Consider the following 24,571-nt stretch of genomic DNA (forward strand, 5'->3'; position numbering starts at 1 on the left):
AATACGCACCACTGGGGCCCGGGGGCCGCGAGCGGCGTCGGGTCGATGCCGGGCGGCGACGCGCGGGAGGCAGTGAAGACCGTCACCGGGTCGCTGGAGGCCCTGCCGTATCTTCCGGAGCTGCCCGCGCGGGGGCCCGGCGCGGACATGATCGGGCGCACCGCCGGGATGCTGGTCGAGATGTACGCGCATGTGGAGCCGAGCGGCTGGCGGATCAGCGACCGGCCGGGCCGGGACACCAGGCGGGCCCGCGCCTGGATGGGCGAGGACCTCGACGCGCTGGAGGAGTTCACCCAGGGGTACCAGGGGGCGCTCAAGGTGTCGGCCGTGGGGCCCTGGACCCTGGCCGCCTCCCTCGAACTGCGCGGCGGTGAGGTCGCGCTGAGCGACCCGGGCGCCTGCCGCGATCTGACGGCCTCGCTCGCCGAAGGGTGCCGCGCCCATCTCGCGGAGGTGCGCCGCCGGGTGCCGGGCGCCGAGGTGGTGCTGCAGCTCGACGAGCCGTCGCTGACGTCGGTGCTGCGCGGGAGCGTCCGCAGCGCCAGCGGCTACCGCACCCACGCCGCCGTGGACCGGGGCGTGGTCGAGGGCGCGCTGCGGACTCTGGTGGAGGCGGCAGGCGGGCCGGTGGTGGTGCACTCGTGCGCGCCCGCCGTGCCGTTCGGGCTGCTGCGGCGCGCGGGCGTCGAGGGGATCTCCTTTCCTCTGTCGCTGCTCACGGAGAGTGAGGAGGAGGCGATCGGGGAGGCCGTGGAAGGCGGTACGGCGCTGCTCATCGGCGCGGTACCCGGCACCGACAGCCCATTGTCGGACCCTGCCGGTAGCGTCAGTGGTGTCAGGACGTTGTGGCGCAGGCTGGGGCTGTCACCGGAGACTCTCGCGGAATCCGTGGTGATCACCCCGTCGTGCGGGCTCGCGGGCGCCTCGCCCGGGTACGCCCGCGCCGCGCTGGCCCACTGCGTCCAGGCGGCGAGATCGCTCGCGGACAACCCTGAGTAACGGGAGGACGACACGGTGGCCGGCGAACAGCAGTCGAAGGTCCCCGCCGAGGTGCGGGAGAGGCACGCCAGGCTCGCTGAGCAGATCGAGGAGCACCGCTTCCGGTACTACGTGAAGGACGCGCCCGTCGTCAGCGACGCGGAGTTCGACAAGCTCATGCGCGAGCTGGAGGCACTGGAGGCGGAGACCCCCGCGCTCCGTACGCCCGACTCGCCGACCCAGAAGGTCGCGAGGGCGTACGAAACGGAGTTCACCGAGGTCGCGCACCGCGAGCGGATGCTCAGCCTGGACAACGCGTTCGACGACGAGGAGCTGGCCACCTGGGCGGACCGCATCGCCAAGGAGCTGGGCAGCGGCTCGTACCACTTCCTGTGCGAGCTGAAGGTGGACGGCCTCGCGGTCAACCTCACCTATGAGCACGGGCGGCTGACCCGCGCCGCGACCCGTGGCGACGGCCGCACCGGCGAGGACATCACCCCCAATGTGCGCACGATCGCCAAGATCCCCAACCGGCTGACGGGCGACCGCGTCCCGGCGCTGGTGGAGGTGCGCGGCGAGGTCTTCCTGGCCCGCGAGCGGTTCGAGGAGCTGAACGCCGGGCTGGTGGAGGCCGGCAAGCCGCCGTTCGCCAACCCCCGGAACGCGGCGGCGGGTTCGCTGCGCCAGAAGGACCCGAAGGTCACCGCGTCCCGGCCGCTGGACATGGTGGTGCACGGCATCGGCGCGCGCGACGGCTTCGACATCGACCGGCTGTCGCAGGCGTACGAGCTGCTGCACGAGTGGGGGCTGCCCACCGCCGCCCACTTCAAAGTGGTGGACACGATCGAGGCCGTGCGCGAGTACATCGCGTACTACGGGGACAGCGAGCACCGGCACTCGGTGGAGCACGAGATCGACGGCGCGGTCGTCAAGCTGGACGAGATCCCGCTGCAGGGGCGGCTGGGCTCCACCTCGCGGGCGCCGCGCTGGGCGATCGCCTGGAAGTTCCCGCCCGAGGAGGTCAACACCAAGCTGGTCGACATCCGGGTGGGCGTGGGGCGCACGGGGCGGGTGACGCCTTATGCGGTGGTCGAGCCGATTACGGTCGCGGGTTCGGAGGTCGAATTCGCGACGCTGCACAACCAGGATGTCGTCAAGGCCAAAGGTGTGCTGATCGGTGACACCGTGGTGCTGCGCAAAGCGGGCGACGTCATTCCGGAAATCCTGGGCCCGGTCGTCGATCTGCGGGACGGCAGCGAGCGGGAATTCGTGATGCCGGCCACCTGCCCCGAGTGCGATACGCCGCTGCAGCCCGCCAAGGAGGGCGATGTCGATCTGCGGTGTCCCAACAGCCGGTCCTGCCCGGCGCAGCTGCGCGAGCGGATTTTCTATCTCGCCGGGCGGAAATCCCTGGACATCGAGAACCTCGGCTATGTCGCCGCCGCCGCCCTCACTCAGCCGCTGGAACCGACCGAGCCGCCGGTGAAAGACGAGGGTGATCTGTTCGACTTGAAGATCGAACAATTGCTGCCCATTCGGTCGTATGTACTGGACCCGGACAGCGGACTGCCCAAGCGCGATCCGGAGACCGGTGAGGAGAAGGTCGTCACCTTCTTCGCCACCCAGAAGGGCGAGGCGAAGAAGAACGCCCTGGCGATGCTGGCCAATATCGAGGCGGCCAAGGAGCGCCCGCTGGCCCGGATCATCACCGGCCTTTCGATCCGTCATGTCGGCCCCGTCGCCGCCACCGCACTGGCCCGTGAATTCCGCTCGCTGGACCGGATCGCCGAGGCGGACGAGGAGGAGCTGGCGGCCGTGGAGGGGGTCGGGCCGACCATCGCCGCCTCGGTCAAGGAGTGGTTCGCGGTCGACTGGCACCGCGAGATCCTCGAGAAATGGCGGCGGGCCGGGGTCCGGCTGGAGGAGGAGGGCGGCGAGGACGAGGGCCCCCGTCCGCTGGAGAGCCTCACCGTCGTCGTCACCGGAACGCTCCAGTCGTACACGCGAGATGGGGCCAAAGAGGCGCTGCAGAGCCGTGGTGCCAAAGTCACCGGATCGGTTTCGAAAAAGACTGATTTCGTGGTAGTCGGCGACAATCCGGGCTCGAAGTACGACAAAGCCATGCAGGTGAAGGTTCCCGTGCTCGATGAGGACGGATTTGGCGTCCTCCTCGAACAGGGACCGGACGCGGCGAGAGAGGTCGCGATGACGCCTCCGGAAGAGTCCGCGGAGTAGCACGGACGGCCCGTGGAGCGGCGGTTGGAGTAGCCGCTCCACCCATCCGGCGCAGTGGTCCGGCCATCTTGTCCGCCCGATGGGTGCAAAGCTGGCCGGATTACGACTGGGAGCACTTCCCGGGTACAGCCGGCGGGCATCACCCTTACAGCGCATAGCAGAAGGTCATGGATCGTCGGGCGGCATTCGGGGAACCGTCGCCGATCGCCGCCCGTCTTCCCCTTCTGCCGCCTACTGTTGAGGTGTGCGCCCGCCGTGGCGCTGGCACCGCCGGCTGTGAGAGGGACGGGTATGAAACCGACCGAAAGCGCCGCCCCGGCGTCGCGGCTGCGCCGGGCCGTGCTGCCCGCGCTGCCGGCCGCGGCGGTCGCCATGGCGGCTTTCGCACTCGGCATCGGGGTATTCCGAGTGCTCGACGCGGGTAATGCGCTCTTTCCCGACGGCACCGTGGGCTGGTCGCTCGCCGTGCTCACCGGAATCATCGTCGGCCATCTGGTCGCCCTCGGGCGCGACCGCTGGTGGGGCGGCACCGGCTCCGGGGCCGCGTTAACCCTGGCCGCGCTGCTGCTCTACGGCTGGATTCCGGCCGTACTGGTCAGCCTCGCCGTGGTCGTCCTGGTCGGCGCCGCCCGCCGGCACCGATGGCGGCAGGCCGCCCTGCACGGCGCGGTCGACATTCTCGGGGTCGGCGCGGCCGCCCTCACCCTCGCCGCCTTCGGCACCACCCCCTCGGTCGAACATCCCTGGCGCACCGACACCTGGGACGTCTCGGCCATCCCCCAGACGGCCCTGGCCGCCTTCGTCTATCTCGCGGTGACCCGCGCCCTGCTGTGGTGCTCCCTCGCCCCGCCCGGCGCCGGACTGCCCACCGTCGCCCGCACCGCCCTCTTCCGGCAGGCCCTCGTCGGCATCGCGCTGCTCGGCATCGCCCCCCTCATCGTGGTCGTCGCCGGGGACACCCCGCTGCTGCTCCCGCTGTTCGCGGTGCCGCTGGTCGCCCTGGACTCCACGCTGTGGATCGCCCGGGTCCGTGCCGAGGAGCAGTTGCGCGACCCGCTCACCGGGCTGCCCAACCGCCAGTGGCTGCTGGAGCGCACCTGGACCGCGCTGGACGAGTCCGAGCGGGCCGGCACCCGCACCGCGCTGGTCCTGCTGGACCTCGACCGCTTCCGTTCGGTCAACGACACCCTGGGCCATCTGGCCGGTGACCGGCTGCTGCTGCAGATCGCCGAGCGGCTGCGGCTCGCCCTGCCCCGCGGGGCGGAGGTGGCCAGGCTCGGCGGCGACGAGTTCGCGGTGCTGCTGCCCACCACCGACTCGCTCACCAGCGCCCAGCGCAGCGCCCGCGTCCTCGTCGGCGACCTCGGCTCCCCCCTCGACCTGGACGGACTGACCCTGGTGCTGGAGGCCAGCGCCGGGGTCGCCGTCTACCCCGACCACGCACTGGACGCCGAGGGGCTGCTGCGCCGCGCCGACGTCGCGATGTACCAGGCCAAGCGGGACCGCAGCGGAGTCGAGCTGTACGAGGCCCGGCGGGACGGCAATACCCCCGACCGGCTCGGTCTGCTCGGCGATCTGCGGCGCGCCCTGGACGCGGGCGAAGTCGACCTGCACTACCAGCCCAAGGTCGGCTTCGACGGGCATGTGGCGGGCCTGGAGGCGCTGGTGCGCTGGGTCCACCCGGACCGGGGCAGGGTGCCGCCGGACGAGTTCATCTCCATGGCCGAGAGCTCCGGGCTGATGCCCCGGCTGACCGAGTACGTCCTGGAGACCGCGCTGGGCCAGGTCGCGCGCTGGCGCGCCGACGGCCTCGAGGTGCCGGTCGCGGTCAACGTCTCCCCGCGCGATGTCCATACCCCCGGTTTCGCCGGTGCGGTCGCCGGGCGGCTGGCCCGGCACGGCGTCCCGGCGGGCGCCCTGCAGCTGGAGATAACCGAGCATGTGCTGCTGGAGGACCCGCAGCGGGCCGCCGACACACTGGCCGGGCTCACCGGCCATGGCGTGAAGATGTCGCTCGACGACTTCGGGACGGGCTATTCCTCGCTGGTCCATCTGCGGCGGCTGCCGGTGAGCGAGCTCAAGATCGACCGTTCCTTCGTGGCCCGGCTGGCCGTGGACAACGAGGACGCCGAGATCGTCCGCTGTACGGTCGACCTCGCCCACTCGCTGGGCCTGCTCGTGGTGGCCGAGGGCGTCGAGGACGACGAGACCTGGGAGCGGCTGCGGGATCTGGGCTGCGACGCGGTGCAGGGCTGGCTGGTGGCCGCCGCGATGCCGCCGGAGGAGACGACGGCGTGGCTGCGGGCGCGGGGCGAGGGCGGCTGGCACCGCGAGACGGCGGAGCCGTCGGACCAGGCGCAGGCTTCCGCCGAGGAAGACGCGGATCAGCCCGTGACGTGAGGGTGCCGCCCCCTGGCGTTTCGTCGTCGGCCGCGGGCCGGTGGGTGCGTTGTGCCCACCCGTTCCTCCCCCAGCTACCGCTGGGAGGTGCCCCCTCGCGGAGGGAGCCATGACGCGGGTGCACCAAAGCCTTTCGCGCGCCGTGTGTGGAGAGCCATAGGATTGGGGCCGAAACACTCCACACTCACTTTGAGGATCGCTGCATGCCTGGCATCACGCGCGAGGAGGTCGCCCACCTCGCCCGGCTGGCGCGTCTGGAGCTGAAGGCCGAAGAGCTCGACCACTTCGCCGGACAGCTGGACGACATCATCGGCGCGGTCGCCCGCGTCTCCGAGGTCGCCGACCAAGACGTACCGCCGACCTCTCACCCGCTGCCGCTGACCAACGTCATGCGCGCGGACGAGGTCCGTCCGTCCCTGACCCCGCAGCAGGCACTGGCCTGCGCCCCGGCCCAGGAGCAGCAGCGTTTCAAGGTGCCGCAGATCCTGGGGGAGGAGTGACCACCGTGACCGACCTGACCAGGCTCACCGCGGCCGAGCTCGCCGCCAGGATCGCCTCCGGCGAGGTCACCGCCGTCGAGGTGACCGAGGCGCATCTGGCCCGTATCGAGGCCGTAGACGAGAAGGTGCACGCCTTCCTGCACGTGGACCGTGAGGGGGCGCTCGCCCAGGCGCGCGCCGTCGACGAGAAGCGGGAGCGCGGTGAGGAGCTGGGCCCGCTGGCCGGTGTTCCGCTCGCGCTCAAGGACATCTTCACCACCAAGGGGATCCCGACCACGGTCGGTTCCAAGATCCTCGAAGGGTGGATCCCGCCGTACGACGCGACGGTGACCCAGCGGCTGCGGGACGCGGACGTGATCATCCTCGGCAAGACCAACATGGACGAGTTCGCCATGGGGTCCTCGACCGAGAACAGCGCCTTCGGCCCCACCGGCAACCCCTGGGACCTCACCCGTATCCCCGGCGGCTCCGGCGGCGGCTCCTCCGCCTCGCTGGCCTCCTTCCAGGCCCCGCTCGCCATCGGCACCGACACCGGCGGCTCGATCCGCCAGCCGGCCGCCGTCACCGGCACGGTCGGGGTCAAGCCGACGTACGGCGGGGTCTCCCGCTACGGCATGGTGGCCTTCTCGTCCTCGCTCGACCAGGGCGGCCCCTGCGCCCGCACCGTGCTGGACGCGGCGCTGCTGCACGAGGTCATCGCCGGGCACGACCCGATGGACTCGACCTCCATCGACGAGCCGGTCCCGGCCCTCGTCGAGGCCGCGCGCAACGGAAGCGTGCGGGGCATGCGCATCGGCGTCGTCAAGGAGTTCGCGGGCGAGGGCTACCAGGCCGGCGTCATGCAGCGCTTCAACGAGTCGGTGGAGCTGCTGCGCGAGCTGGGCGCCGAGATCGAGGAGATCTCCTGCCCGTCCTTCGACAAGGCGCTGGCCGCGTACTACCTGATCGCGCCGTCCGAGTGCTCGTCCAACCTGGCCCGCTTCGACGCCATGCGCTACGGCCTGCGGGTGGGCGACGACGGTACGAACTCCGCGGAGGAGGTCACCGCGCTCACCCGCGCGGAGGGCTTCGGCGCGGAGGTCAAGCGCCGGATCATGCTCGGCACCTACGCGCTCAGCTCCGGCTACTACGACGCGTACTACGGCTCCGCGCAAAAGGTCCGTACGCTGATCAAGCGTGACTTCGAGAAGGCGTTCGAGCGGGTCGACGTGCTGATCTCGCCGACCACCCCGACCACCGCCTTCCCGATCGGCGAGCGCGCCGACGACCCGATGGCGATGTATCTGGCCGACCTCTGCACGATTCCCACCAACCTCGCGGGGAACGCGGCCATGTCACTGCCCTGCGGTCTGGCGCCGGAGGACGGTCTGCCGGTCGGACTGCAGATCATCGCCCCCGCCATGGCCGACGACCGGCTCTACAAGGTCGGCGCAGCGGTCGAGGCCGCGCTCGCCGACAAGTGGGGCCACCCGCTGCTCGAGGAGGCACCGTCACTATGAGTGCGATCAAGAAGGCCAAGGGCTTCAAGAAGTCCCGGCCCGGCACCTACCTGTCCATCGCGGGCTCGCTGTTCGGCGCGGTCAGCGTGGCGAAGCAGGTCAAGAAGGCCCGCTTCGAGAACGACAAGCTGCAGCTGGCCGACGCGGTGGTCTCGGCCGCCGCCATCGTCACCGGCGTCGCCCTGCTCGTCCGCGAGCTCAAGCGCATGGGCGACGACGACGTCCTCGCGGACTGAGAGGTTAGTTTTTCCGTGACCGTCACTGAACTGGTGTCGTACGAGGACGCCCTGGCCGCCTACGACCCCGTGATGGGGCTCGAGGTGCATGTCGAGCTCGGCACCAAGACCAAGATGTTCTGCGGGTGCTCCACGGCGCTGGGCGCCGAGCCCAACACGCAGACCTGCCCCACCTGCCTCGGCATGCCCGGCTCGCTCCCGGTGGTCAACGCGACCGGTGTCGAGTCCGCCATCAAGATCGGGCTCGCGCTCAACTGCGAGATCGCCGAATGGTGCCGCTTCGCCCGGAAGAACTACTTCTATCCGGACATGCCGAAGAACTTCCAGACCTCGCAGTACGACGAGCCGATCGCCTTCAACGGCTATCTGGACGTCGACGTCGACGGGGAGGTCTTCCGCGTCGAGATCGAGCGCGCCCATATGGAGGAGGACACCGGCAAGTCCACCCATGTGGGTGGCGCGACCGGCCGTATCCACGGCGCCCAGCACTCCCTGCTCGACTACAACCGGGCCGGTATCCCGCTGATCGAGATCGTCACCAAGCCGATCGTCGGCGCCGGGGAGAAGGCCCCGGAGGTCGCCAAGGCGTATGTGACCGAGCTGCGCGAGCTCATCAAGTCGCTCGGGGTCTCCGAGGCGCGGATGGAAATGGGCCAGATGCGCTGCGATGTGAACCTGTCGCTGCGCCCGCACGGTGTCGAGAAGTTCGGCACCCGCTCCGAGACCAAGAACGTCAACTCGCTGCGGTCGGTCGAGCGGGCCGTGCGCTTCGAGGTACAGCGCCATGCCGCGGTGCTGGGCGACGGTGGCACGATCATCCAGGAGACCCGTCACTTCCACGAGGAGGACGGCTCCACGACCTCCGGCCGGGTCAAGGAGGAGGCCGAGGACTACCGCTACTTCCCCGAGCCCGACCTGGTGCCGGTCGCCCCGTCCCGTGCGTGGGTGCAGGAGCTGCGCGGCGGGCTTCCCGAGCTGCCGCGGGTGTACCGCAACCGGCTGCGCGAGGAGTGGGGCCTGTCCCGGCACGAGATGCAGTCGGTGCTCAACGCGGGCGCGATCGACCTGATCACCGCCACCATCGACGAGGGCGCCCCGGCCGATCAGGCTCGTAAGTGGTGGATGGGCGAGCTGGCCCGCCGCGCCAACGAGGACGGGGTGGAGCTCGCGGCCCTGCCGATCACTCCGTCGCAGGTCGCCCGGGTGTGCGCGCTGGTCAAGGAGGGTTCGCTCAACGACAAGCTGGCCCGCCAGACGATCGAGGGCGTCCTCGCGGGCGAGGGCGGCCCGGACGAGGTCGTCACCAAGCGCGGGCTGAAGGTCGTCTCGGACGAGGGTGCGCTCGGCACCGCCGTGGACGAGGCGATCGCGGCCAACGCGGCCATCGCCGACAAGATCCGCGGCGGCAAGGTCGCGGCGGCGGGTGCGCTGGTCGGCGCGGTCATGAAGGCCACGCGCGGCCAGGCGGACGCGGCGCGGGTGCGTGAGCTGATCCTGGAGAGGCTGGGCGTCGAGGGCTGACGTTCGTCCGTTGTGTCCATGGCGGCGGCGGGGTGCGCGCGGGCCCCCCCCCCCCCCCGACAAATTGCCCCCCACCGGATACGCGGAAGTCGGCCGCGGTTCGGAAGGCGCCCTGAAGGGGCGCGGGGCTGTGTCGATGTGCGGCTCCGCAGCGTGGGCGTGGCCGCGTGGGCGTGGCCGACCACGACGGTGCCGCGGACGATCGACGGCATCTCGTCGCACGTCCGGCGGAGCTCAGAGCAGCAGCGGCTCCAGATGCGGGACCTCGAACCCCTCGTCGTCGAACGGATACAGCGGCCGCGCGAGACGCCGGTGGCCCAGGCGCGCCAGATCCTGGTCGACCCCGCCGGGGGTGAGCGCGAGCCGCCAGTCCGCCGCCAGGTCGTACAGCTCGGGCTCCAGACAGCCGATCTTGACGACGACGAGGTCGTGGTCGCGCGGGTCCAGCTCGCCGAAGTCGGCCAGGGTGTGGAACGGTTTGCGGCGGCTGACCAGGATCACCGTGACGCCCCCGTGCCGCACCGCCGCGAGATCCCCGCCGACGGGGTCGTCCCGGCGCAGGGCGACCACCTCGCCGGTCAGCTCGCAGGGCTCGGCGTGGTCCGCCGTCCCCCGGCTGATCCCGCCGCCGACGCGGAGCCGGACCGTCGTGCCCGGCCCGGCGGCGAAGCACTCCGCGACCGCCGCCGGATCGGTGATCCCGGGGTGCAGGGCGGTGGCGCGGCCGGCGGCCAGATCCTCGTTGGCCAGCAGTCGGCCGAGCATATAGGCGAGGTCCCCGGCGCCTCCGGCCGTGGGATTGTCGCCGGAGTCGCTGATCAGGAAGGGGCGGGCGGAGGAGGCGACGGCCTCGGCGATGCACGCGTCGGCGCCTCCGGTGGGGCCGACGAAGGCGAAGTCGCGGCGCATATCCCAGTACTCGCGGGCCAGGGAGCGGGTCTGCTCGACCGCGAGCACGGGGTCGTCGCCGGTCACCACCACGGCCGCCCGGCAGCGCGGCTCGTCCGCCCAGGCGTAGCCCACCCAGATCGCCGCGTCCACGACGCCGTCCATCGACTCCACGGCGGCCAGCCGTCCGTACAGCGATTTGGCGGGCTCCAGACGGGTGCTGGTGCGCTCACCGGGCAGCAGCACCGGGATCTGCACCCAGGCGAGATGCGGGCGGCCCCGGCCGGAGTCGAGGCGCTCCACCAGCTTGCGGGCGGCGCGCTCGCGGGTCTCCCAGGCGTCCTCGTGCGGGGCGAGACGGTGGGCGGTGACCAGATCGAGGCGGCCGGCGAAGCGGCGGGAGACATTGCCGTGCGGGTCCATGGCGGCGGAGATCAGCGCGTCGGGCCCGATCGCTTCCCGTACGGCCTCGGTGAGATCGCCCTCGGCGTCCTCCAGGCCCACCACGCTCATCGCGCCGTGGATGTCGTACACCAGCCCGTCGAGCGGACCGGCCCGGCGCAGCCGCTCGATCAGCTCGCCCTTGATCCGGTCGTAGGTCTCGCGCTCGACCGGGCCGCCGGGGAGCGCGACGGCGTGGAGGAGAGGCACCCACTCGGCGCGCCCGGCCAGATCGCCGTCCGGCCGGGTCCAGGCGTAGCGGTCCAGCAGCTCCGCGTCGCGGGTGACGCGGAAGTCGTCGTAGGCGGCGCGGTGCGGGCTGAAGGTGCTGGACTCGATGTGCATACCGCCGATGCCGATACGCGGGCGGCGGCCTCGGGAAGCGGCAGGACTCATGCTCTCCGACTTCCCGCTCATTCATGTGGTGAAGCCCACAAAGGGGGCAAAGGATCTTATCCGCCTGACAGAGTGCTCAGGTCACAACCACATCACGCCGCCCCTGGCGCCGGAACCGGAAGGCAGCCATGGCCGCACTCGCCCGCTGGTGTCTCAGGCGCCGCGCCATCGTCATCGCGCTGTGGCTGGCCGCCTTCGCGGGGGTCGCCGCGGCGGCGGCCGTGACCGGGTCCGCGTACTCGAACGACTACGACATCCCCGGCACCGACTCCTCCAAGGTCACCGCCCTGCTGGAGCGGCGGCTGCCCGACCGGGCGGGGGACAGCGACACCGTCGTCTGGCACACCAAGGACGGTGCGGGCACGGTACGCGCGCCGGGGGTCGAGCGGCGGATGTCGGCGGCGCTGCGGCAGGTCGGGGACCTGCCGGGCGTCGCTTCCGTGACCGGCCCCTACGGCACCGATGACACCAGCCGGATCAGCGCCGACCAGCACACCGCCTACGCCACCGTGGCCTTCCGCAAACCCGCCGCCGACCTGGGCGAGGCGGAGGTGCGCCGGGTGCTGGACACGGTGCGCTCCGCCGCCTCCGGGGTTCGGGGCCTGGAGGTCGAGATGGGCGGTGCGGGCGCCGGGCTCACCGAGCGGACCGGACCCGCCCATCTGAGCGAGGCCATCGGGGTCGGCGTGGCCGCCGTGGTCCTCTTCCTCGCCTTCGGCTCGCTCGCGGCGACGCTGCTGCCGATCGCCACCGCGCTCATCGGCGTCGGCACCGCGTACGCGGCCATCGGGCTGCTCGGCCACGCCATGACCATCGCCGATTTCGCGCCCATGCTCGGCATGCTGATCGGCCTCGGCGTGGGGATCGACTACGCGCTGTTCATCGTCACCCGGCACCGCAGGGGGCTGCGGCGCGGGCTGTCGGTCGAACAGGCCGCACAGCGCGCCGTGGTCACCTCGGGGCGCGCGGTGGTCTTCGCGGGGGCGACCGTCTGTCTCGCGCTCCTCGGCATGCTGGTCCTACGGCTGTCCTTCCTCAACGGGGTGGCGGTCGCGGCGGCGCTCACCGTCGCCCTTACGGTCGCCGCCTCGCTCACCCTGCTGCCCGCCCTGCTCGGGCTGATCGGCGTACGGGCCCTGAGCCGGCGGGAGCGCAGACGGCTGGCCGAGCGGGGGCCGGAAGCCACGGCGACCAAGGGGCTGTGCGCCCGCTGGGCGGTCTGCGTCGAACGCCGCCCCAAGCTGCTGGGCGCGGCCGCGGCCGTCCTCATCGCGCTGCTCGCACTCCCCACCTTCTCCCTCCACCTGGGCACCTCGGATCAGGGCAACGGCCCCTCGGCCTCGACCACCAGACGGGCGTACGACCTGCTGGCCGATGGGTTCGGGCCAGGTTTCAACGGGCCGTTGACGCTGATGGGCAGCATCGACGGGGCCGACGACCGTATGGCCTTCACCCAACTGCCCAAGGTCCTGCGCACCATCGACGGGGTCGCCTCGGTGAGCGCCGCGGACCTGGACGGGGGCGGCGACACCGGCGTCATCACGGTCGTTCCCAAGACGGCACCCCAGTCGCGGGCCACCTCCGACCTCGTCGGACGGCTGCGCGCCGAGGTGCTGCCCCGGGCCGAGGAGGGCAGCTCGCTGCGGGTGTACGTCGGCGGGCTGACCGCCGGCTACGACGACTTCGCCGCGGTGATCATCAGCAAGCTGCCGCTGTTCGTGGGGGTGGTGGTGGCGCTGGGATGTGTGCTGCTGCTGCTCGCGTTCCGCAGCATCGGCATCCCGATCAAGGCGGCGGTCATGAATGTGGCCGCCGTCGCGTCGTCCTTCGGCGTGGTGGTCGCGATCTTCCAATGGGGCTGGGGGAGCGAACTGCTGGGGCTGGGCAGGGCGGGCCCGATCGAGCCCTTCCTGCCGGTGATCATGGTGTCGGTGCTCTTCGGGCTCTCCATGGACTACCAGGTCTTCCTGGTCAGCCGGATGTACGAGGAGTGGCGGCGCACCCGCGACAACCGCACGGCGGTCCGGGTGGGGCTCGCCGAGACCAGCCGGGTCATCAACTCCGCGGCCGTCATCATGATCGCGGTCTTCTCGGCGTTCGTGCTCAGCGGCGACCGGATCATCGCCATGTTCGGCATCGGGCTGGCGGCCGCGGTCGCCCTGGACGCCTTCGTCCTCCGTACGCTCCTGGTGCCCGCGCTGATGCATCTGCTCGGGGGCGCCAACTGGTGGCTGCCGGGCTGGCTGGAGCGGCTGCTGCCGAAGATCAGCATCGAGGCGGAGGGCGACGCGGCGGGGGATACGGAAGGTGGCGGCGAGGGCCGGGCGTCCCGGCCGGTGCCGGTGTCGCTGCCGGGACAGTCGGGGAGCGGCGCGGCGCGGGCCGGTACGGCGCGGTCGCCGGTTCCCTGAGAAGCGTCCTCTGCCCCTGAGGACCCTTCTCTGCCCTAAGGACCTTCCTCTGCCCTAAGGACCTTCCTCAGGTTTCCTCAGCCGTGCGGGCAGGGGGCCTAAGGCCCTGGGCCGAGCGAAGATCAGGCAGCTTCCCGATGTGCCGGACCCTCCTGGCGACGAGAGTGGACGCATTCCACGAAACGCTCGTCACCAGGGAGAACACCATGCTGCACCACGAGTTGCACCGGATCCGCGAGGCCGAGCTGCTGCGGGAGGCCGCCGCTCACCGGTTGGTCCGGGAGGCGGTGGAGGAGTCCGGTGGCCGGTCGGCGGAGCGTGAGTCCGGAGGGCGGGTGAGGCCGGTCCGGCGGTGGCGCGGCCATCGCTCACCACGGTCGTACGGCACGGCGGCCTGAGGGAGGCCGGGCCGTGCGGCTCGTCATGGGGACGGGGCGGGGGCTGAGGCAGCGGGCGCCGGGGCGGCGGGGGCCGGAAAAGCCGGTGCCGCGGTGTCAGAGCCCTATGCGATGCTCGACGACGTGCACACCACGTCTGTCAGCCCGGTGTTCGTGGGCCGCGCCCAGGAGCTGGCCACCCTCGAGGACGCGCTCGCCCGCGCCACCGCGGGCGAGCCGCAGGTGCTGCTGGTCGGTGGGGAGGCGGGGGTCGGCAAGACCCGGCTCATCGACGAGTTCCTGGCCTCGGCCGTGGCCGCGGGGGCCGTCGCGGCGGTCGGCGGCTGTGTGGAAATCGGCGCCGACGGGCTGCCGTTCGCCCCCGTGTCCACCGTGCTGCGCTCACTGCGCCGCAAACTGGGCACCGAGCTGGACGGGGCCGCCGCCGGACAGGAGGGCGAACTGGCCCGGCTGCTGCCCGAGTTGGGCGAGACCGCCCGCGCGTCCCACGACGGGGACGGCCGGGCCCGGCTCTTCGAGCTCACCGTCCGGCTGCTGGAGCGGCTGGCCGCGGAGCGCACCCTCGTCGTCGCCATCGAGGATCTGCACTGGGCCGACCGCTCCACCCGCGAACTGCTCGGCTATCTCTTCCGCTCGCTGCTCAGCGCCCGGCTGCTGGTCGTGGCCACCTACCGCTCCGACGACATCCACCGTCGCCATCCGCTGCGTCCCTTCCTCGCCGAGGTGGACCGGATGCGCGAGGTGCGGCGCATCGAGGTGTCCCGCTTCACCCGGGGCGAGGTGCACGCCCAGCTCACCGGGATCAACGGGGCCGAGCCGGAGCGCGACCTGGTCGACCGGATCTTCAAGCGCAGCGACGGCAACGCCTTCTTCGTGGAAGAGATCGCCCGCTCCCTCAACGAGGGCTGCAGCACCGGGCTCAGCGAATCCCTGCGCGATCTGCTGCTGGTGCGGGTCGAGGCGCTGCCCGAGGAGGCCCAGGGGGTGGTGCGGATCCTCGCCGAGGGCGGCTCCTCCGTGGAGTACGAACTGCTGCGCGCGGTCGCCCGGCTGGGCGAGGACGAGCTGATCGACGCGCTACGGGCCGCGGTCGGGGCGCACATCCTGCGCCCCACGGCCGACGACAGCGGCTACCGCTTCCGGCATGCGCTGGTGCGCGAGGCCGTCGTCGACGATCTGCTGCCCGGGGAGCGCTCCCGGCTCAACCGGCGCTTCGCACAGGCCCTGGAGGCCGAGCCCGCGCTGGTGCGGGCCGATGAGCGGGCCGCCCGGCTGGCCAGCTACTGGTACCACGCACACGACCCCGCCAAGGCCCTGCCCGCCGTGCTCCAGGCGTCCGTCGAGGCCCGGCGGCGGTACGCCCACGCGGAGCAGCTGCGGCTGCTGGAGCGGGCCATGGAGCTGTGGGAGGACGCCCCCGAGGAGATACGGGAGGCGCAGCGGCCCGTGGACTACGCCGAGGTGTACCCCGCCTGCGGCTGCGAGGACCAGGCGCTGCGCCAGCTCGATCTGCTCGCCGAGGTGGTGGTGGCCGCGCATATGTCCGGGCAGCGGGAGCGGGCGCTGGCCGTCGCCAAGCGGGCACTGCGGGCGCTGGACGGAAGCGGTCATGACCCTTTGCGGGCCGCCTGGTTCTGGACCCAGCAGTCCAAGCTGATGGAGGGCCTGGCACGCGGGGACGGCTGGGCGGAGCTGAGCCGTGCCCAGGAGCTGGTGCGCGGGCTGCCGCCGTCCCCTGTGCACGCCGACGTCATGGCGCAGGTGGCGGGCTGGACGATGACCCACCGGCCCGGGCCGGAGGGCCTGGCGGCCGCCGAACGGGCGGTGGAGCTGGCCCGGATGGTCGGCGCCGAGAGCACGGAGCTGAACGCCCGGCTGACGCTGGGCTACTTCACCGGTGACTCCGGCGACACCGAGCGCGGGCTGGCCGAGATGCGCGAGGTCTGCAGGCGGGCCGTGGCCCTCGGCGACATCAGCGTCCTGGGGCGGTGCTATGTCAATCTCGCCTCGGCGCTGGAGGGGGTCGGCCGGTCGGCCGAGGCGGTCGAGACCGCCGAGGAGGGCGCCCGGATCCTGGACCGCGTCGGCCTGGTGGACTCCCGGGCCTGGCTGTACGGGAATCTGGCCGAGTCGCTGTTCTCCCTGGGCCGCTGGGACGAGGCGGAGGCGGCGGCCCTGAAGACCCGGCGGCTCGCCCTCGGCACCAAGCCGCGCGGCACCGCCGCCAACCGGCTCGCCCAACTGGCGCTGGCGCGCGGCGAGTGGGACACGGCGGAGCGCGAGCTGGCCGCCGCCCGGGAGCACTACGGCGCTCACAACACCGAACCGCAGTACACCCTCCAGGTCGCGGGCCGGGTCATCGAACTCGCGGCGGCGCGCGGCCGGATCCTGGAGGTCCGGGCCGCGCTGGACCAGGTCGTGGAGGCCGGTTTCCCGCCCGGGAATCAGCGCTACGCCTGGCCGCTGCTGTACACGGCCGCCGCGGCCGAGTCGGCCGCACGCGGACTGCCCACGGCCGAGCCGGGCCGGGGCGAGGCGCTGGCCCGCCTCCGGGCCGCCGCGAAGCGGGTGGCCCAGCCCGTGCCGGTATGGCGGGCCTACGCGGCGATGCTCCAGGCCGAACGGGAGCGCGCCGAGGGCCGGGACCGGCCCGACCTCTGGGCCGAGGCCACGGACGCCTTCGCCGCGCTGGACCGCCCGTATCCGCTGGCCCGCGCCCGCCACCGTTGGGCGGAGGCGCTGCTCACCCCCGGCCAGGGTGCCCCGGCCCAGGCCGATCGCGAGCACGCCGCCGAACTGCTCGTCCAGGCACATGCCGTGGCCGAGTGGCTGGGCGCCCGCCCGCTGCGCGAGGAGATCGAGCTGCTGGCCCGGCGCGCCCGGCTGCCCCTGGCGTCCGCCGCGACCCGCCCCGCGCTCGACGCGTCCCTGCCCCGCACCCCCGCGCTGCCCCCGGCCCCGGGCTCCCGGACTCCGGGTTCCCCGGGGCCGGGCTCCCAGGCCCCCGGCTCCCAGGCCCCCGGCTCCCAGGCCCCGGGCTCTCCGGTCCCTGCCGCCGAGCCCGCCGATCCGGCCGGGGAACTGGGGCTGACACCCCGGGAGCGGGATGTGCTGCGGCTGGTCGCCGCGGGGCGCAGCAATCGCCAGATCGCCGAGGAGCTCTTCATCTCGCCCAAGACGGCGAGCGTTCATGTCTCCAACATCCTGGCCAAGCTGGGCGTCTCGGGCCGGGGCGAGGCGGCCGCCGTGGCCCATCGGCTGCGGCTGGTGGACGGCCTGACCGACGGCGCGGCGGCGCGCTGAGCACGTGACGGGACGCGCGGGGTGCTGTGACCCGACGCGCGGGCCGGGGGGACGCGGGCGCGCCCTGACGGGGTTCGCGGGGCGCTGACCGGATGCACGGAGGCGCTGACGGGATGCGCGCGCTGACGGGACGCACTGGGTGCTGACCGGACGCGCGGCGCTCACAACCCGCGCTGTGCGCTGACCGTCCGCCGGGTCAGCCCTCTTCGCGGGGCCGGATCACCACCCGGCCGGAGTCAAGGTCCACAGGGCCCTTCCCCGGGTCACTGCTGCCCGTCTCGTCGAGCGTGTACTCCAGCCGGTTGCGCTCTTCCTCGGTGTGCTTGCGGCCGGGTGCGAAGAGCTCCTCGATGAGGTTGAACATGACGACCCCCGTAGGCGTGCGGCTGCTGCCAGTGTAGGCAGACCGCTCACAGAACGGGCACGCCGCGACATGTCCGCCGAACTCGGTGCCATGATCGGCCGGTTCACCCTCCCCTCAGCGGACTCCCTCTCCGCTCAGCGGACCTCCAGCCGCAGGATCCGGTCGTCCTGCTCACCCGGCTTGCCACGCCCATCGGTATTGCTCGTCGTCAGCCACAGCCCCCCGTCGTCCGCCGCCACCACGCTGCGCAGCCGTCCGTACTTCCCGTCCAGGAACGACTGCGGCTTCGCCACCGGCTTGTCGCCCTTCAGCGGAATGCGCCACAGCCGCTCACCGCGCAGCCCCGCCATCCAGATCGAGCCCTTGGCGAAGGCGATCCCGCTCGGCGAGGCGTCCTTGGGCTTCCACTGCTCGATCGGATCGACAAAGCCCTTCTTGCCGGCCTTGCCCTCGACCTCCGGCCAGCCGTAGTTCTTGCCCGGCTCGACCGGATTGAGCTCGTCCCAGGTGTCCTGGCCGAACTCGGAGGCCCACAGCCGCTTGTCCGCATCCCAGGCCAGGCCCTGCACATTGCGGTGACCCCAGGTGTAGACGACCGACTGGGCGTCCGGATTGCGGGGCGCCGGCTCGCCGTCCGGGGTCATCCGCAGGATCTTGCCGCCGAAGGAGTCCATATCCTGGGCGAGCCCGCGGTCACCGCTCTCTCCCGTGCCCGCGTAGAGCATCTTGTCCGGGCCGAAGGCGATACGGCCGCCGTTGTGGATCGCGCCCTTGGGGATGCCCTTGAAGATCGTGTCCGGGGCGCCCAGCTGATCGCCCGCGGGGCGCTTGTCGTCGTACACCATGCGGACGATGCGGTTGTCCGAGTCGGTGGTGAAGTACGCGTAGACCATGTGGTCCGCGCCGAAGTCGGAGGAGACCGCCAGCCCCAGCAGCCCGCCCTCACCGGCGGCGGAGACGCCCGGGACGGACCCCACCTCGGTCTTCTTCCCGGTGTCCGCCGAGACCTTGAAGATCTTCCCGGTGTCCCGCGAGGAGACCAGCAGATCCCCGCCGGGCAGCGGCGCGAGCCCCCAGGGGGAGTCCAGCTTCGTGGTGAGCGTGCGCACCACCTTCACCGAGCCCTTCGCGGGCGCCGCGGACTCCGTCGGCGAGGGCGCGCCAGAGGAGGAGCCCCCGCCGCCCGGCTTCGAGGGCGCGGACGAGCGGCCGCCCGGTCTGGTGATGCTGTCGCCGTCGGACGAGCAGCCCGCCACGAGCAACACGGCGGCAGCGGCGGCGAGTACAGAGGTCACGCGAGGGCGTCGCACGGTCGGATTCCTCTCCATGGGCACGTGTGCCGCGGCACGGCACTGATTCTTATACACCGCTGCCCCGCGCCGGGTTCCCATCCCCGAACCAGGCCCGGACCAGAGCCAGGCCCGGACCAGAGCCCGCACGCGGCGCCTCAGTCCCACGACCCGCGCGCCGGCGGCAGCTCCGCGATCTCCGCGAGGTCCTCGCGCGAGAGCGGCACATCGGCCGCCGCGCAGTTCTCCGCCGCCCACCGTTCCCGCTTCGTCCCCGGCACCGGCACCACCTGCGGCCCCTGCGCCAGCAGCCAGGCCAGGGCCACCTGCGCCGGGGTCACCTCGTCCCCGTGCCGCTGGGCGACCCGTCGCAGACCGGCCACTATCGGCTGGTTCGCGGCCATCATCTCCGCCGTGAACCGCGGATGCCGGGCCCGCATGTCGTCCGGCTCGAAGCCCTGCCCCGGAGTCAGCGTCCCGCTCAGGAAGCCGTTGCCGAGCGGCATCGCCGCCAGGAAGCCCACCCCGCGCGAGGCGCACCAGGGCACCAGCGCCTCCAGGGCATCGGGCGACCACACCGACAGCTCCGCCTGTACACAGCTGACCGGAAAGACCTGCTGGACCCGCTCCAGCTGGCGCACCGTGGCGTCGTGCATCCGCGCGCCCGCCCTCCGCTGCGCCCGCGCACCCACGGCGCACAGCCCCAGCGCCCGCACCTTCCCGGCCGCGACCAGCTCCGCCATCGCGCCCCAGGTCTCCTCTATGGGCACCTCCGGGTCGGCCCGGTGCAGCTGGTAGAGGTCGATCACATCGGTCTGCAGCCGGCGCAGCGAGGCGTCGCAGGCCCGTTTCACATAGCCGGGCCGCCCGTTGGCCACGATGTGCTGCTCGCCCACCAGCAGTCCGCATTTGGTGGACACGAAGGCGTCCGCCCGCCGCTCCTTGAGTACCCGCCCCACCAGCAGCTCATTGGTGAAGGGGCCGTACATGTCGGCGGTGTCCAGCAGGCTCGTGCCCGAGTCGAGCGCGGTGTGCACGGCGCGCACCGAAGTCTCGCCACTGCGCTGCGAAGCGGTGTATGCCCAGCTCATCGGCATGCACCCCAGGCCGATCGCACCCACTTCGAGCGCCGCCGCTCCGATTCTCCTGCGCTTCACCTCGCCTGACCCCTCCCGTTCCCTCGGACCCCAAACTAACCTCTGCAGGCTGCCGGTGATCGCATAGCCTCCTGGCATGAGTGCAGATCACAGCGATACGTTCCGCCAGCACGATGCGACTCAGGGTTCATCCGAAGCGCGCGACCTGGTGTGGCTGCCCATCCCGCCCGAGGAGATCGACGGCCTGCCCGACACCCTCGAATACGCCCACTGGGACGGCGGCCCCGACTTCCCCACCGACCCGGCGCGCTGCGCGTTCTACTGCGTCCCGTACATGAAGCCGCCGCAGGTGTGCACCCGCCCGCTGTCCGCCATGACCAACCTGCGGGTGGTGCAGACCCTCACCGCCGGAATAGACCACATCAAGCCCGCGCTGGCGGACCTCGCCCCCGGGGTACGGCTGTGCAACGCACGCGGGGTGCACGACGCGAGCACCGCCGAGCTCGCCCTCACACTCATCCTGGCCTCGCTGCGCGGTATCCCCGACTTCGTCCGGGGCCAGGACGCCGAGGAGTGGCGCTCCGGCTTCCGCCCCGCGCTCGCCGACAAGTCCGTACTGATCGTCGGCTACGGGGCCATCGGCAGCGCGATCGAGGACCGGCTTGTGCCCTTTGAGTGCGAGCGGGTGGCGCGCGTCGCGCGCTCCCCGCGCACGACCGAGCGCGGCCCGGTGCATCCGATCGACGAACTGCCCCAATTGCTTCCGGAAGCCGATGTGGTGGTGCTGGTGACCCCGCTCACCGAGGCCACCCGCGGCCTGGCCGGGGCGGAGTTCCTCTCGCGGATGAAGGACGGGGCGCTGCTGGTGAACGTCTCCCGTGGTGGGGTCGTGGACACCAAGGCCCTGCTCACCGAGGTGGAGTCGGGCCGGCTGCGGGCCGCGCTCGATGTGACCGACCCCGAACCACTGCCCGCCGGGCATCCGCTGTGGCACGCTCCAGGGGTGCTCATCTCCCCGCATGTGGGCGGCCCCACGTCGGCCTTTCTCCCGCGCGCCAAGCGGCTGTTGAGGGATCAGCTGAACCGCTTCGCACACGGCGAGTCGCTGGCACATCTCGTCGCCACGACGGGGTAGACATGCCTCTGGCACCACATACAGGCACCGATTGACTCCACTGCGTATATACAACGCCGTAGTCGGTTACGGACCGTAGATGGCCTATGTCCCTGAGTGACCAGTCTGGTGTATCGTCCCGAGCGGGGGCTGCGCCACTGACCTGACGGCGTCAGCGATGGACCGGAACTCGAGGGGGGCGACGGGCGATGTATGGCCGATGGACCGACAACCCGACGCAGCTCAGGCGTCGACCGCGACACTTCCGCGCAGCCGCGCGGATCTCCAACTCGGCGAGGCCCGCGGGGATACCGCTGCCGGGGTCCCCGCGGCGCCAGTGGTCCGCCACGCAGTGGATGGCAGTCCAGTGAGCGCCCCGGGAGCGGTGCTCGCCCGGCCGTCGGTCTCCGGCGGCGGTGCCGGGCTGTTACCGCAAGTGGTCCTCGCCCTGGTCTGCGGCAGTTACGCGGCGGGTGCGGTCCTCGGCTGGGGATCGTCCCAACTCGCCCTCGTCATGGGTGACTTCGGACTGAGCGCGGCAGCGCTCGCCGCCGCGGTGTCCTGTCTGTGGCACGGCCGCCGGCACGCCGGGCGGCTGCGCCCGGCCTGGCTGCTGTTCGCCGCCTCCTCGGCCATGGCCGCGCTGGGTAACGGCGTATGGGGCTGGTACGAGGTGGTGCTCGGCCATCCCGTGCCGACCCCCTCGGCCGCCGACTTCTGCTTCCTGCTCTTCGCCCCGCCCGCCATCGTCGGGATGCTGGTGCTCGCCAAGCGCCCCACGAGCCGGGCCCGGTGGATCTGCCTGGGGCTGGACGCCTGGCTGATCGCCGGATCGCTGGTGACCCTCTCCTGGAGCCTCGCGCTCGCCCACACCGGGCAGTTCGGCGGGGACGGCGCCTCCGTGGCCCGCGGGGCCCTGGCGCTCGCCTATCCGCTGCTGGACATCGTGCTCGTCAGCATGGTGATCGTGCTCCACTTCCGGCGCTCGACGGGCAACCGCTCCGCGGTCAACACCGCGATCGCCGCCTTCGCACTCACCGTGCTGTGCGACGCGCTGTTCACCTCACCGCTGCTGCGCGAGCACTACCGCTCCGGGCAGATACTCGACGCCGGGTGGTTCGCCGGCTCCGCGCTGCTGGCCTACGCCCCGTGGGTGGCCCGCCGCGAAGCCGCCCAGGACCCGCCGTCGGCGCGCCGCACCCCGCAGCAGAGCGCCCCCATCGCGGGCTCGCTCGCCGCACTCGCGCCGTATCTCGCCGCCGCCGTCTGCACCCTGGGGGTCCTGTTCAACGTGATGGACGGCCGGCCGATCGACGGGGTGGTGCTCTCCACCGCCTGCGCGGTCGTGCTCGCGCTCGTCGTCCGACAAGCGATCATGCTGATGGACAACATCAGGCTCACTCAGGAGCTCGCCGAGAAGGAGAACCACTTCCGCTCCCTGGTGCAGAGCTCCAGCGATGTGATCATGATCGCCGCACCCACCGGAATCCTGCGCTATGTCAGCCCGGCCGCCACCGGGGTCTACGGCCGCGACGCGGACGAGATGGTCGGCTCCGAGCTGGCCTCCCTGATCCACCCCGAGGACCTCGGATCGGTGGTCCACGAGGTCCGCCGGTTCCTGGCCGCCGCACCGGGCGAGGAGCCCACGACGCGCATCGAGTGCCGCTTCCGCTCCGGCTCCGGCGACTGGCTCAACGTGGAGTCCACGATCAACCGCCACCACGGCGGGCTGATCTTCAACAGCCGCGATGTCACCGAGCGGGTCCGGCTCCAGGCCCAGCTGCAGCACAACGCCGAGCACGACCCGCTCACCGATCTGCCCAACCGCGCCCTCTTCACCCGCCGGGTCCGGCACGCCGTCGGCGGCCGCCGCCGTACGGACGCCGGCACCGCCGTGTTCTTCATCGACCTCGACGGCTTCAAGGCGGTCAACGACACCGTCGGCCACCACGCCGGTGACGAGCTGCTGGTCCAGGCCGCCCGCCGGCTCCAGGAGTCCGTGCGGTCCGGGTCCGGCGACTGCGCGGCCCGGCTCGGGGGCGACGAGTTCGCCGCCCTCATCATCGGCGACGGCGACGGCGCTGGGGACGCGGGCGCCCGCGAGCAGCGCATCATGGAGATCGCCGACCGGCTGCGGGTCCGGCTCTCCCAGCCCTACCGGGTCGAGGGCGGCACCGAGGTCCGCGTGGCCGCCAGCATCGGCGTCGCCTTCGCCGAGCCCGGTACCAGCCCCGGCGCCCTGATGCGCAACGCCGACCTGGCGATGTACCGCGCCAAGGCCGCGGGCAAGAACCGCGTCGAGCTGTACGCACCGCAGATGCAGGCCGAGGTGGCGCGTCGCGCCGAGGTCGCCACCAGACTCCGCGCCGCCCTGCACGACGGGGAGTTCGTGCTGCTGCACCAGCCCGTCGTCGAGCTGACCAGCGGCCGGATCACCGCGGTCGCGGCGCAGGCCCGCTGGCGCTCGGCGCAGGGAATCCTGTTCACCCCCGCCGAGTTCCTCCGGGTGGCCGACAACGGCCGTGGGGGCGGTGAGGACACGGCCCGCACCGCCGAGCTGTCCCGCTGGATGCTGGAGGCGGCCGTCGAGCAGGCCGCCCAGCGGCGCCGGGACGGCCATCCGGTCCCGGTCTGCGTACGGCTCCCCGCGAGCCGGCTGGTGGACAAGTCGTTGCCACCCAAGGCCGTGGAGACCCTGCTGGCCCGCCATGGGCTGCCGTCCGGCGCGCTGATCCTGGAGCTGACCGACAGCGATCCACGGGTGCCGCTCGACGAGCTCGAGCACCGCCTCGGCGCGCTGCGCCGCCTGGGGGTGCGGATCGCCCTCGACGGCTTCGGCAGCGGCTATGCCGCGATCAGGGCGCTGCGCAGGCTCCCCATCGATGTGCTGAAACTGGACCCCGGGCTGGTCGAGGGAGTGGTCGAGTCCTCACGGCTCCACAAGATCACCGCTGGGCTGCTGAGGATCGCCGGAGACCTCGGAATGCAGTCCATCGCAGAGGGGGTGGAGTTGCCCGAGCAGATCGTCACCCTGCGCGGTATGGGATGCACCCACGCCCAAGGGGCGGCCTTCAGCGGACCGCTGGACGAGCACCGGCTGCGCCGGGCCCTGCTGCGCGGCGGCTATCCCGTCCCGCGCTCGGAGCCGCCGCTGCTCGTCGGCGGCGCCCTGCCGATCCGGCACGGCGGTCACACCGGGCATGGCGGCTCCCATGGGCCGCGCCGTACGGAGCCGCACACCCACCCGCCGACCCGCTCAAATGCTGAGACGCCCGTCCCACCCACTTGACACTCGATGTGCGCCGGGGGGAGGGTCGGAGCCATGCGCACCCGAATTCTCGTACTTGGACAGCGCGTCGGCTGAGCAGGGCTGGTTGAAGCCCTGCGGACCCTCACCGGCGCGCTCCCCTCGCTTGCCTTACGGCACGAGGGGTTTTTTGTTGCACCGGCACCCGGTGCACCGCCCGCCTTCACCCTCCCGCACCGAACCTCATCTTCGAG

Annotated in this window: 16 protein-coding genes; 12 read left to right on the forward strand and 4 right to left on the reverse strand. The window is 72.2% G+C overall.

Annotation, left to right across the window (positions count from 1 at the left end):
* Positions 1-45 precede the first annotated feature (45 nt).
* The 7 genes from J5X86_RS17055 (at position 46) to gatB (ending at position 9,369) form a co-directional block, all read left to right on the forward strand.
* Entirely contained in the window at positions 46-999 is a 954-nt protein-coding gene (locus J5X86_RS17055) for a methionine synthase (RefSeq protein ID WP_107439411.1), read from the forward strand.
* Positions 1,000-1,014: 15 nt separating this feature from the next.
* Positions 1,015-3,213 (forward strand): NAD-dependent DNA ligase LigA, encoded by a 2,199-nt coding sequence (gene ligA / locus J5X86_RS17060; protein WP_208517657.1) that lies wholly within the window; start codon positions 1,015-1,017, stop codon positions 3,211-3,213.
* Positions 3,214-3,504: 291 nt separating this feature from the next.
* Positions 3,505-5,613 (forward strand): bifunctional diguanylate cyclase/phosphodiesterase, encoded by a 2,109-nt coding sequence (locus J5X86_RS17065; protein WP_208517658.1) that lies wholly within the window; start codon positions 3,505-3,507, stop codon positions 5,611-5,613.
* A 203-nt stretch (positions 5,614-5,816) separates the two neighbouring features.
* On the forward strand, positions 5,817-6,113 hold the full coding sequence (gene gatC / locus J5X86_RS17070) for an Asp-tRNA(Asn)/Glu-tRNA(Gln) amidotransferase subunit GatC (protein WP_014055099.1): 297 nt from the start codon (positions 5,817-5,819) through the stop codon (positions 6,111-6,113).
* A gap of 5 nt (positions 6,114-6,118) precedes the next feature.
* The gene (gene gatA, locus J5X86_RS17075; RefSeq protein ID WP_208517659.1) at positions 6,119-7,612 is read left to right on the forward strand and encodes an Asp-tRNA(Asn)/Glu-tRNA(Gln) amidotransferase subunit GatA; all 1,494 of its coding nucleotides are present in this window, start codon (positions 6,119-6,121) and stop codon (positions 7,610-7,612) included.
* Positions 7,609-7,848 (forward strand): hypothetical protein, encoded by a 240-nt coding sequence (locus tag J5X86_RS17080; RefSeq protein WP_014055101.1) that lies wholly within the window; start codon positions 7,609-7,611, stop codon positions 7,846-7,848. The genes gatA and J5X86_RS17080 overlap by 4 nt, the downstream gene beginning before the upstream one ends.
* A gap of 15 nt (positions 7,849-7,863) precedes the next feature.
* Positions 7,864-9,369 (forward strand): Asp-tRNA(Asn)/Glu-tRNA(Gln) amidotransferase subunit GatB, encoded by a 1,506-nt coding sequence (gene gatB, locus J5X86_RS17085; protein WP_208517660.1) that lies wholly within the window; start codon positions 7,864-7,866, stop codon positions 9,367-9,369.
* Positions 9,370-9,603: 234 nt separating this feature from the next.
* Here gatB and J5X86_RS17090 read toward each other — a convergent pair whose 3' ends face one another.
* A complete protein-coding gene (locus tag J5X86_RS17090; RefSeq protein WP_208517661.1) occupies positions 9,604-11,094 on the reverse strand; it encodes a M81 family metallopeptidase in 1,491 nt (496 codons plus the stop codon).
* A gap of 128 nt (positions 11,095-11,222) precedes the next feature.
* Here J5X86_RS17090 and J5X86_RS17095 point away from each other — a divergent pair, with 128 nt between their 5' ends.
* From J5X86_RS17095 to J5X86_RS17105, 3 genes are all read left to right on the forward strand, one after another.
* A complete protein-coding gene (locus tag J5X86_RS17095; RefSeq protein ID WP_208517662.1) occupies positions 11,223-13,505 on the forward strand; it encodes an MMPL family transporter in 2,283 nt (760 codons plus the stop codon).
* Between the two features lie 164 nt (positions 13,506-13,669).
* Positions 13,670-13,903, forward strand: coding sequence for a hypothetical protein (locus tag J5X86_RS17100; protein WP_208517663.1), 234 nt, complete (start codon positions 13,670-13,672; stop codon positions 13,901-13,903).
* 111 nt (positions 13,904-14,014) lie between these two features.
* Positions 14,015-17,206, forward strand: a complete 3,192-nt coding sequence (locus tag J5X86_RS17105; protein ID WP_208517787.1) for an AAA family ATPase — start codon at positions 14,015-14,017, stop codon at positions 17,204-17,206.
* Between the two features lie 196 nt (positions 17,207-17,402).
* On the opposite strand, the gene J5X86_RS17110 is transcribed toward J5X86_RS17105, so the two are convergent.
* From J5X86_RS17110 to J5X86_RS17120, 3 genes are all read right to left on the reverse strand, one after another.
* Entirely contained in the window at positions 17,403-17,570 is a 168-nt protein-coding gene (locus tag J5X86_RS17110; protein WP_165449194.1) for a DUF6191 domain-containing protein, read from the reverse strand.
* 134 nt (positions 17,571-17,704) lie between these two features.
* Positions 17,705-18,898, reverse strand: coding sequence for a sorbosone dehydrogenase family protein (locus tag J5X86_RS17115; RefSeq protein ID WP_208517664.1), 1,194 nt, complete (start codon positions 18,896-18,898; stop codon positions 17,705-17,707).
* Between the two features lie 119 nt (positions 18,899-19,017).
* Positions 19,018-20,016 (reverse strand): aldo/keto reductase, encoded by a 999-nt coding sequence (locus tag J5X86_RS17120; protein ID WP_208517665.1) that lies wholly within the window; start codon positions 20,014-20,016, stop codon positions 19,018-19,020.
* Positions 20,017-20,164: 148 nt separating this feature from the next.
* Between J5X86_RS17120 and J5X86_RS17125 the strand changes: the two genes are divergently transcribed.
* Both J5X86_RS17125 and J5X86_RS17130 read left to right on the forward strand, forming a co-directional pair.
* The gene (locus J5X86_RS17125) at positions 20,165-21,091 is read left to right on the forward strand and encodes a 2-hydroxyacid dehydrogenase (RefSeq protein WP_208517788.1); all 927 of its coding nucleotides are present in this window, start codon (positions 20,165-20,167) and stop codon (positions 21,089-21,091) included.
* Positions 21,092-21,437: 346 nt separating this feature from the next.
* Positions 21,438-24,359 (forward strand): bifunctional diguanylate cyclase/phosphodiesterase, encoded by a 2,922-nt coding sequence (locus J5X86_RS17130; protein WP_208517666.1) that lies wholly within the window; start codon positions 21,438-21,440, stop codon positions 24,357-24,359.
* Positions 24,360-24,571: the final 212 nt, after the last annotated feature.

Origin of the sequence: Streptomyces sp. NEAU-YJ-81, from assembly GCF_017592595.1 — a bacterium.
Taxonomy (GTDB): Bacteria; Actinomycetota; Actinomycetes; order Streptomycetales; family Streptomycetaceae; genus Streptomyces; species Streptomyces hygroscopicus_B.

Coding starts and splice junctions, on each gene's coding strand:
- J5X86_RS17065 (WP_208517658.1), top strand. CDS start 3,505: ATGAAACCGACCGAAAGCGCCGCCCCGGCGTCGCGGCTGCGCCGGGCC.
- J5X86_RS17105 (WP_208517787.1), top strand. CDS start 14,015: ATGCTCGACGACGTGCACACCACGTCTGTCAGCCCGGTGTTCGTGGGC.
- J5X86_RS17080 (WP_014055101.1), top strand. CDS start 7,609: ATGAGTGCGATCAAGAAGGCCAAGGGCTTCAAGAAGTCCCGGCCCGGC.
- J5X86_RS17055 (WP_107439411.1), top strand. CDS start 46: ATGCCGGGCGGCGACGCGCGGGAGGCAGTGAAGACCGTCACCGGGTCG.
- J5X86_RS17115 (WP_208517664.1), bottom strand. CDS start 18,898: ATGGAGAGGAATCCGACCGTGCGACGCCCTCGCGTGACCTCTGTACTC.
- J5X86_RS17090 (WP_208517661.1), bottom strand. CDS start 11,094: ATGAGTCCTGCCGCTTCCCGAGGCCGCCGCCCGCGTATCGGCATCGGC.
- J5X86_RS17095 (WP_208517662.1), top strand. CDS start 11,223: ATGGCCGCACTCGCCCGCTGGTGTCTCAGGCGCCGCGCCATCGTCATC.
- gatC (WP_014055099.1), top strand. CDS start 5,817: ATGCCTGGCATCACGCGCGAGGAGGTCGCCCACCTCGCCCGGCTGGCG.
- J5X86_RS17110 (WP_165449194.1), bottom strand. CDS start 17,570: ATGTTCAACCTCATCGAGGAGCTCTTCGCACCCGGCCGCAAGCACACC.